This window comes from Parabacteroides sp. CAG:2, assembly GCF_000436315.1.
Classification (GTDB): domain Bacteria; phylum Bacteroidota; class Bacteroidia; order Bacteroidales; family Tannerellaceae; genus Parabacteroides; species Parabacteroides distasonis.
Map to the genome: position 1 here is coordinate 232,029 of NZ_FR885321.1, position 10,679 is coordinate 242,707.

Genomic DNA, 10,679 nt, shown 5'->3' on the forward strand with positions numbered 1-10,679 from the left:
AGTTGAAAATTAGTTGGTTTGTAAGAAACGGTCGATGGATCGGGCGACATTACGGCCGGAGGCCATCGCTTTTACGACTAGGCTCGCTCCGCTGACAGCGTCTCCGCAGGCGAATAGGTTGCTGTTGGCGGTATATCCGGCGTTGTCTACGGCGATGTTATTGCGGTTGTCGGTAGCCAATCGCAGTTCTTTGATCAATCCTTCTTGTACCGGATGTAGGAAGCCCATGGCGAGGAAAACCAGATCGGCCTCGATGATCTCTTTTTTGCCGGTCTGTCTCATTTGCGGACGGCCTCCGTCTGGGGAGGGAGCCCATTCGACTTCTTCTACCTCAACCCCTATCAGGTTGTTTTTCTCTCCGATAAAACGGTTAGAGGCTAGGTTCCACCGGCGGATACAACCTTCCTCATGGCTGCTGCTGGTTTTCAGTACTTGGGGATACATGGGCCAAGGTGTCGCCGGATTCTGTCCGACGGGTGGCTGGGGCATGATCTCGATCTGGGTGACACAGGCCGCCCCATGACGGTTCGCTGTCCCTACGCAATCGCTACCCGTATCGCCTCCGCCAATCACTAAGACTTTCTTGCCCTTACAATTGATCTGGCTTTTGGGAGGGATCGGGATGCCTTCTAAGATCCGGTTCTGCTGGCTTAATAACTCCAAGGCGAAATGTACGCCTCTTAAATGACGTCCCTCGATAGATAGATCCCGGGGAACCTCGGCGCCGATCGCTACGCAAACAGCGTCGAAATCTTTCACTACATCTTTCGCTAATATCTCTTTGCCGACCATCGTGTTTACACGGAAAAGAATCCCTTCTTGCTCCATGATGCGGATACGGCGATCGATAATGTGCTTGCCTAGCTTGAAATTGGGGATGCCGAAACGTAGCAAGCCGCCCGGTAACTCATCTTTCTCGAATACGGTGACTTCATATCCTTTTCGGTTCAATTGGTTCGCTACGGTCAATCCGGCGGGACCGCTACCGATCACGGCTACCTTTTTCCCGTTGCGTACCGGTTGGATAGGCTGTACGTATCCTTCCCGGAAAGCGGCTTCCACGATAGCCGCCTCGTTCTCACGGATCGTGACAGGTTCGTCGCAGCTAAGTTTCAGTACGCAGCTTTTCTCGCAGAGGGCGGGGCAGACACGTCCCGTGAACTCCGGGAAATCGTCGGTCTGCTCTAATACGTGATATGCCTCTTTGTAACGGCCTTTGTATAACAAATCTTGCCATTCGGGTTGCTTGTTACCCAGCGGGCAGGCCCAGTGGCAGAAGGGTACGCCACAATCCATGCAGCGGGAGGCCTGCGTACGGCGGTCGCCGCTGTTCAAGGTCTGTTCTACCTCGCTGAAATCATCTATACGTTCGTGGACGGGACGATAGCCCGCCTCTTGTCTATGTATCGTTAGAAATGCTCTTGGGTTTCCCATAGTTCTCTTGTTTTTGTGTAAATATTTAGTAGTCTTTCTGCATCTCCGCAATCTTGCGTTGGAGTTTGCGCATCTGTTCCTCTTGGAGTACTTTCTTGTATTCGATCGGGACGATCTGGATGAACTCATCCACGTACTTGTTCCAGTTATCGAGCATCAATCCGGCCAGATGGCTGCCGGTATGATGATAATGCTTGCGGATCAATTCATGAAGTTCCTTTCGTGAGGTGCTATCCTCGATCAAGGAAAGCTCTACCATTTCCATGTTACAATAGTAATCGAAATCACCATTCTTGTTCCACACATAAGCGACACCACCACTCATTCCGGCGGCGAAGTTCCGGCCTGTATTGCCTAAGACGACAACCCGGCCTCCGGTCATGTACTCGCAACAATGGTCGCCTACACCTTCCACGACAGCGATCGCCCCGGAGTTTCGCACGCAGAAACGCTCTCCGACCCGGCCGTTGATATAGACCTCACCACTGGTAGCCCCATATAATAAGGTATTACCGGCTATCGTATTGTCTTCCGCTATAAAGGTGGAGCGTACCGGAGGCATTAAGCAGATGTGTCCGCCACTCAATCCTTTTCCGAGATAGTCGTTCGCCTCGCCTTCCAACCGGAAATGTACGCCGTGAGCCAGAAAGGCCCCGAAGCTCTGGCCTGCCGCCCCCTTGAACTTGATATGCAGGGTGTTCTCCGGTAACCCGATGTTCCCGTACCGCTTGGCGATCTCTCCGGAAAGCATGGCTCCTACGGAACGATCGGTGTTGGCTATCGCATAATCCAACGATACTTCCTGTCCGGATTCGATGGCGGCCTTTGCGTGACGGATGATATCCACATCTTTCACGTTGTCGATCGCATGGAGTTGACGGGTGACTTGATGGATGGTCTGCGTGGCGGCTTGTTCCGGTAGATGGATCAAGCGGCTGAGATCCAATAGGTCATGTTTCTCGATATGATCGGAAGGTTTACGCATGAGTAAGTCCGTACGGCCAATGATATCGTCTAGTTTCGTATAGCCTAGCTCTGCCAGATATTCCCGAACTTCACGGGCGAGGAAGGTGAAGAAATTCACCAAATATTCGTGTCGACCATGAAAGCGTTTACGTAATTCCTCATCTTGGGTAGCGACACCTACCGGACACGTGTTCATATGGCATTTACGCATCATCACACAACCTAAAACGATCAAGGCGGAGGTGGCGAATCCAAACTCCTCGGCACCCAGCATCGCCATCAATACGATATCCCGTCCGGTTTTCAACTGTCCGTCTGTTTGCAAGCGGACTTGCCCCCGGAGGCCGTTCATCACGAGCGTCTGTTGAGTCTCGGATAGTCCTAGCTCAGGTGGGATTCCGGCGTAACGGATAGAGCTTATCGGGGAAGCCCCCGTTCCTCCTTCCGCCCCGGAGATCACGATCCGGTCCGCTTTTGCTTTGGCTACACCGGCGGCGATGGTTCCCACGCCACTCTCGGATACGAGTTTCACACTGATCTCGGCTTGAGGGTTCACGTTCTTCAGATCGAAGATCAATTGCGCCAAGTCCTCGATCGAGTAAATATCGTGGTGAGGTGGGGGAGAGATCAGAGAGATACATGGGATCGAGTGACGGGTTCTCGCTATGATATCGTTCACCTTATAGCCGGGAAGCTGTCCTCCTTCGCCCGGTTTCGCTCCTTGGGCGACCTTGATCTGGATCTCGTCGGCGTTTACCAGATATTCCGTGGTCACGCCGAAGCGTCCGGAGGCTACTTGCTTGATGGCGGAGCGGAGCGATAACCCGTCCTCACGGGGGATGAAACGAGCCGAGTCCTCACCACCCTCGCCCGTGTTACTGCGTCCGTGTATCTTGTTCATGGCTATAGCTATCGTCTCGTGCGCTTCCCGGCTGATAGAGCCGAAGCTCATCGCTCCCGTGACAAAGCGGCGCATGATCGCTTCTTCCGGCTCTACCTGCTCCAAGGGGATCGGGGTGCGTTGTTTGAAGGTCAGGAAGTCACGCAAGAATATGGGGCTTTCCTTCTCATCAACCACATGGGAATATTCCTTGAATTTCTTGTAGCTCCCCAAGCGGGTAGCCAGTTGAAGCATGGAAATGGTATCCGGGTTCCAAGCGTGTTTCTCGCCATCCTTGCGGAAGGAATAAATGCCTTTATGTTCCAATAAAGAATCCGTGGGGTGGGAGAATGTGTCATTGTGCATGGCGATCGCATCTGCCGCTATCTCTTCCAAGCGGATACCACCGATGTTGCTGGTGGTTCCCCCGAAGTAAGTATCTGCCAGATCCCGGCTTAGGCCGATCGCCTCGAAAAGCTTCGCTCCCCGGTAACTGCGGATCGTGCTGATCCCCATCTTGCTCATAATCTTGAATAAACCCTTGCAAATGGCTTTTACGTAATTCTTCTCGGCAGTCTCGTAATTCAATTGTATCTCTTGCCTGTCTACTAGATCATCCAAGATAGCGAAAGCCATATAGGGGTTGATGGCACTGGCCCCGTAGCCTAGTAAGAGGGCGGCGTGCATTACCTCACGCATCTCGCCGGTTTCCACTACCAGCGCTGTTTGCACCCTTTTCTGCACGGAGATCAGATGGTGATGCACGGCGCTTACCGCTAACAGGGAGGGGATCACCGCTTTTTTCTCATCTACGTTTCTATCGCTTAAAATGATGTAGTTAACGCCGTCGGTGACGGATTGCTCCGCTTGTTTACATAATTCGTCCAAGGCAGCTTTCAGTCCTGCGCATCCTTTCTCTGCGTTAAACAAAGTGGGGAGCTTAACACTTTTAAAGCCCTTATACCGGATGTTACACAGGAGATCCAGTTGCGTATTGGTCAAGATCGGATGGTTCAGCCGAACCATTTTACAGTGGCTCTCGGTTGGAACTAAGATATTGCTTCCCACCGCCCCGATATACTCGGTCAGGCTCATGACGAGTTCCTCGCGGATCGGGTCGATCGGCGGGTTGGTTACTTGGGCGAATTGTTGGCGGAAATAATTATAGAGGATTTGCGGACGGGCGGATAATATGGCCAGTGGCGTATCGTTGCCCATGGAGCCGACCGGTTCCGCCCCTCCCGTGCACATCGGTACGATGATACGTTCGATATCCTCACGGCTGTATCCGAACGTACGCAGTAGCTTGTCGTATCCCTCTACCTTATGAGGGATCTTACGGCCGGATTTCAACTCGTCCAATTCCACCCGGTTTTTCTCCAGCCAAGTACGGTAGGGCTGGGCGTTCGCCAGTTGTTCCTTCAGCTCGCTATCGTAATAAATCTCGCCTTTCTCGGTATCGATGAGTAAGATCTTTCCGGGTTGCAGACGGCCTTTTTCCTTGATCTCGTTAGGCTCGAAATCCATGACGCCGACTTCGGAGGCCACGACCATCATGTCATGTTTCGTGATCAGGTAACGGGCGGGGCGGAGACCGTTACGGTCTAGCATGCCTCCGGCGTAGCGTCCGTCGCTAAAGAGCAGGGCGGCAGGCCCGTCCCACGGTTCCATCAAGATGGAGTGATATTCGTAGAAAGCCTTTAGGTCTTCGGAGATCGGGTTCTTCTCGTTGAAACTCTCCGGTACCAGCATCGCCATGGCATGCGGCAGGCTCATCCCGGAGGCCACGAAGAATTCCAATACGTTATCCAGTGAGGCACTGTCACTCATGCCCGGCTGGATGATCGGGCGTATATCGTTGATATCCGGGATTCTGGGGGAGGAGAGTACGCTCTCCCGGGCCTCCATCCATCCCCGGTTGCCTCGTATCGTGTTGATTTCCCCGTTATGTGCCAGTAGGCGGAAAGGTTGCGCCAGACTCCAAGTGGGGAAGGTGTTGGTGCTGAAACGTGAGTGTACCAAGGCCAGTCCGCTAGTGAAATAAGGTTGCGTCAGGTCCGGAAAGTAATGGCGTAGCTGCATGGATTCCAGCATGCCTTTGTAAACGATGTTTTTGGTGGAAAGAGACGCTATATAGAAATCATCCTTGGCCGGAAGGTCGGTGGCCGATACCCTTTTCTCGACCCGCTTACGTATGAGGTATAGCTTTAGTTCCAGCTCTTGCTGATCGTTGCAGCCGATGATGAATATCTGCTTGATATCTGGTTCGGTCGCTTGTGCGTCCTTTCCCAAGATTTCCGTATGAACGGGAACTTTGCGTAAGTGCATCAAGGTTAATCCCTCTTTCTCGATCTCCTCGATGAGGATACTGAGGATACTCGCTTGCTGTTCCTCGTCTTTCGGGAGGAAGATTAGTCCGGTGCCATATTTGCCTTTCTCTGGAACCGGAATTCCTTGCAGGAGGATGAACTCATGCGGGATCTGTAATAGGATTCCCGCTCCGTCACCCGTTTTGTTATCGGCTCCCTCAGCGCCTCGATGCCTCATGTTCTCTAGTACCTTAAGGGCTGATTCGATGATGTCGTGCGATTTCTCGCCGTGGATATTTACTAACATTCCTACTCCACAAGCGTCATGTTCATAAGACGGGTCGTATAATCCTTGTCTGCTATTAAAATGATTCTTGTTTGTTTTCATTTGCTGACCTTATGTTTGTGTATAAATAATTATTGCGTCAATTTGTTTTACAAATATAGGTATTAATGACATAATGTGATTGCTTGCCGGGGCGAAAGAGCGGGAAAAAGATAAGAATATCTTGTCTGATGTTTCTATTTGTAATAATTTACTGGGTTTATTCTTTTTATTTGAAAGGTATTTGGTTTGTGGATTTACTAAATGAAAGATGAGCTAAAAAAGAAGCACCGTCACGTTTTGCGACAGTGCTTTCTATCTGTTTTATCTATTGGGATATTCTCGGATGAAATAGCGGGCTAGGAACTTCCAATTCTCTTGTATGATCGCCTTGCCACGTTCTGGGCTGATAAGGCTTTTCGTTTGCGCGTCGGCCAGCATGCCTCGCTTTACCAGCTCAGGCAGGAAGTAAACGCTGCAATGTTTCACGATGAAGAAAGAGAGCGCTTGCTTGGCGGCACGGTTAGCGTCGTAGAAGGGATTGTTCTCATCCTTGATCAGCTCCACGTCTCGGGTGATGACTTGGGCGCCTTCCTCGGGCGTGGCGTAGATCGCCAGTTTCTTGCCTTGCCAGTCTTTGGGAAGATGGAAGTTCTCGGCGGGGATAAGGCCGGAAGTCTCCGTGATAAATGTTTGTGCATCTTCGGTCTTGTCGAAATAGAGAAGCAGTTTGTCACCTGCGGCTTTGCGGAAAGTCTCGTATTGTTGGCGGTTTTCCTCCAGCATATCGTCGGGCAGGGTGGCTACAGACTCGTCGGCGGTGTTCTGAAATACCGCATGGTCGGGATGCTCGGCGGGCAATATCTTTGCCAGCCATTGCGGGGAGGTCAGACCTAGCAAGGAGGTCTTGCTGGTGTAGGCCATCATGCCGTGGCTGTTGACGAGCAGGTTGTTAAGCTGCTCTTGGTTGAGGTCGGGCTGCTCCTTCCAGCGGTCGTGGGCGAAGTCGCTCAGTTCCCGGGCCGACTCAGGCAGGATATAGGATTCGTAATGGAACCATTGCAATAGACGATCGTAATCCTCTTGCCGCTCGTAGCGGGTATCAAGGGCGAAAAGCTTGGCCATGCGGGTATTCTCCGGCGCCGTGGTCCACTCTTTGCAGAACAGGTCGTAGATAAGCATGCCGGTGGATTCGTTGGCAGGGTTGTCCGGACTGACAAAAGTGCCTTTACGATAGCCGTGATACTGCTGGGTATAATGCCAAAGGAGGAAACGCACGTCCTCAAGGTTCACCTCATCGTCGTAATAATGATCGTCCGGAGTGTAGAAGGGGAGGTATTTGCCGTATAGCTCCTTATGGGTAAGGATGAAGGCACGCCAAAGCCCCATGCCGGAGATCACGTCTTCGAAGTAGGCGGCCATGCGGATACAGATCTGCTTTGTTTCCTCGCCCTCGAAGGAGTTTACCAACTCGGTCTTCTCCATGATATCGTAGATACGGTTCGCTATTCCGGTATAATAGGAATCCACGGGAGTGCTTTGTTTATAGGGATGCAACTGCAACCAGTCTTTCGGGAAAATTTTAATGTTCTTCATGTTATTAAATGTCTTTATGCATTCAGGAGTGCAAATGTAGTAAAAATACGTTAGCTATGTCAAACGATAAGGAAAAGTTGCGGTCTTAAAAATGTAACATTTGTTGTCTTCATTGTTATTGGATCTAAACATCTTTGAAATACCGCCCCCGTACTTTTGCGTCGAAATCAAAGATGAAATAATAAGTAGTAAGATAATGGGAAAGAGTTTAAGGGGCAAAAGATTGAAAAGGTTAGGGCTTTTCTGGGTGGGAGTTTTCCTGTCATTCTCTCTATGGGCACAAACAGGGGTTATTTGCGGGACGGTTACGGACGCAAAGATAAAAGAACCGTTGATCGGCGCCTCGGTTGTGATCGAGGGGACTACGGTTGGCGCTATCACGGATATAGACGGTAATTTCCGTATCGAGAACGTGAAACCAGGTACTTATACGGTAGCCGCCTCTTACGTGTCGTACCAAACGCAAACGGTAAAGGATGTTCCGGTAGTCGCATGCCAAGAGGCGGTGTTGAATATCGAGCTTTCCGATGCTAACCTCCAATTACAGAATGTGGTCGTAGTGGCCCAACGGAAATTGGGAACCGAGATGGCCGTATTAAATACCGTACGCAAGAGCCTTCCGGTCGTGAATGGTATCTCCGCCCAGCAAATCAGTAAAACACAGGATAGCGATGCCGCCGAGGTACTACGCCGTATCCCGGGAATCACCATCGTGGACGACCGTTTCATCGTGGTCCGGGGTCTGGCGCAACGTTATAATAATGTATGGCTGAACAATGCCACGACCCCTTCCAGCGAGACGGACAGCCGTGCCTTCTCGTTCGATGTGCTTCCTTCTTCCTTGATCGATAACATGATGATCTACAAGAGTCCCTCGGCCGAGCTTCCGGCGGATTTCTCCGGCGGTTTCGTGCGGGTGATGACCAAGAATATCCCGGACGGGAACACCTTCAACGTATCCTACCAAATGGGCTTTAACACGAACGCCACCTTCCGTAACTTCCAGCTGACGGACGGCACGGCGAAGGACTACCTTGGATTCGGAGCGGACGTGAGAAACCTGCCTTCCTCTTTCCCCGCCCATTTAGGAGAACACTCCACGGATGAGGCGGCAGCCTTTACCCGCCAAATCAACCAACGTTGGGGGATCAACAAGTTCACCGCCATCCCCGACCAGAAGATTTCCCTTACCTCGCACCGCTCTTATGATGTGGGCGGCTGGAAGATCGGAAATATCACGAACTTGAACTGGAGTACCGAGTTCGATTACTCGGAGACGGTGAATAACAACTACATCGCCTACGACGTGAAGAACGACGTATCTCGTCCCCGCTTTGAGTACAACGATATCCGCTATAAAAATACCTCCAAGCTAGGGGCCCTCTTTAACTGGTCATTCCAACGGGATGGCAGTAAATATGAGCTTCGCAACTTTTTCAGCCAGCGTGGCGTTTCCGCTCTGACACAAAGGGAAGGAATGAACTATTATTCCGACAAGGATATCCGTAAATGGGAATCCCTCTATACCGGGCGTACCACTTACTCTGGGCAGATCAGCGGTGTGCATACCTTGCGAGAAAATGTCAACAAGGTGGATTGGACGGTGGGCTATGCCTTCGCCTCCTACCGTGAGCCGGATCGTAAGATCGTGAACTCCATCCTTGACGAGAACCGTACGGAACAGCCGAACTACTATGTCTCTGACCCGATGCGTTATTACCAAGAATTGAAGGATCACAGCGCCTCGCTAGCCGCCAACTACGAACATAAATTCACCGTATCCGATAGGTTCGCTCCTGTTCTCAATGGAGGTGTCTACGGTGAATATAAGAGCCGTACCTTCGCTGCCCGTCGCTTTGGCTACAACCTGTTGGGTAGCGGCTACGACCGGTATGCGGACTGGGATTATACGGAGTTGTTCGCCGACGAAAATATCTCGGCGGATAAGATATGGATGCGTGAGACAACTACGAACAGTGACTCTTATACTTCCGAGAACATGTTGGGAGCCGCCTATGTCTCCGCTAAATTGAACTATGGGGAGGTGCTGAACGCTAATATCGGTGTTCGCATGGAATACTACCAATTGAAGATGGACGGATATAGCTCGGACGGTACTACTCCGGTACACTTGGATAATAAGACGACGGATTTCTTCCCTTCAGTTAATGTTGCCTACAACCTCTCACAAAAACATTTGGTCCGCGCCGCTTACGGTCGCTCGGTCAACCGTCCGGAGTTCCGAGAGGTAGTGCCTTACGTGTACTTCAACTTCGAGCGAGACGCAAACATCGTGGGTAATACGGAGTTGAAGAACGCTTACGCTGACAATATCGATCTTCGTTATGAGTTCTATCCCGCCGCGGGCGAGATGATCACGATCGGCGGTTTCTACAAGCACTTCAAGGATCCTATCGAGGAGACGTACAACGAGGCTGGTTCCGGCCTGCAATATACCTATCATAATGCGAAGAACGCCGAGACCTTCGGCGTAGAGTTGGACGTTAAAAAGAACCTCGACTTTATAGGGCTGCGAGGCTTGAGCTTTGTGTGCAACGCCGCATATATCTATAGCCGTGTCCGTTTCGAGGAAGGGGCACCGGAGCGGGATCGCCCTTTGGCAGGGCAATCCCCCTACTTGGTTAATGCCGGTTTTTTCTACCAGTACGATGACAAGGGGATTTCCGCCTCCCTGCTCTATAACCGGATCGGGAAGCGTATTGAGTCGGTCGGTGTCCCGATGCAGAACCAGGACGAGGATATCCCTGATATATATGAGATGCCCCGCAACTCGTTGGATCTTACTTTCTCGAAGAAGATTGGCAAGATTGTCGAGATCAAGGCGGGAATCCAGGATATATTGAACTCCAAGGTCGAGTACAAGCAGTTCGTGAAACTGACAGACGACAAAGGCGGCAAGAGCGAGCGTGAGCAACTGATCCGCAGCTATCGCCCGGGAGTGGATATCAATATCGGTGTTTCCCTTAGGTTTTGATGTTTAATTGAATATATATATATTACAAACAAAATGTTTTTATTATGAACAGATTTCTCTTAAAAGGTTTGGCCTCTGTGTTAACGATGGCCGTTATGTTTGGGACTGTATCGTGTAGTGATGACGATGATAAACCTGATGGCTCCGTAGCCGTATCGGCTGTGGCAGTCAGTC

General features: G+C 51.1%; 4 protein-coding genes. 1 reads left to right on the forward strand and 3 read right to left on the reverse strand.

Annotated elements, in window-relative coordinates:
• Window positions 1-9 precede the first annotated feature (9 nt).
• From QVP94_RS15230 to QVP94_RS15240, 3 genes are all read right to left on the reverse strand, one after another.
• Window positions 10-1,434: a glutamate synthase subunit beta gene (locus QVP94_RS15230; RefSeq protein WP_022192934.1), complete on the reverse strand. Its 1,425-nt coding sequence runs from the start codon at window positions 1,432-1,434 to the stop codon at window positions 10-12.
• A gap of 25 nt (window positions 1,435-1,459) precedes the next feature.
• Window positions 1,460-5,977, reverse strand: a complete 4,518-nt coding sequence (gene gltB, locus QVP94_RS15235) for a glutamate synthase large subunit (RefSeq protein ID WP_022192935.1) — start codon at window positions 5,975-5,977, stop codon at window positions 1,460-1,462.
• A 261-nt stretch (window positions 5,978-6,238) separates the two neighbouring features.
• A complete protein-coding gene (locus tag QVP94_RS15240; protein ID WP_022192936.1) occupies window positions 6,239-7,510 on the reverse strand; it encodes a DUF3843 family protein in 1,272 nt (423 codons plus the stop codon).
• A 196-nt stretch (window positions 7,511-7,706) separates the two neighbouring features.
• Here QVP94_RS15240 and QVP94_RS15245 point away from each other — a divergent pair, with 196 nt between their 5' ends.
• Window positions 7,707-10,505, forward strand: coding sequence for a TonB-dependent receptor (locus QVP94_RS15245; protein ID WP_005861952.1), 2,799 nt, complete (start codon window positions 7,707-7,709; stop codon window positions 10,503-10,505).
• Window positions 10,506-10,679: the final 174 nt, after the last annotated feature.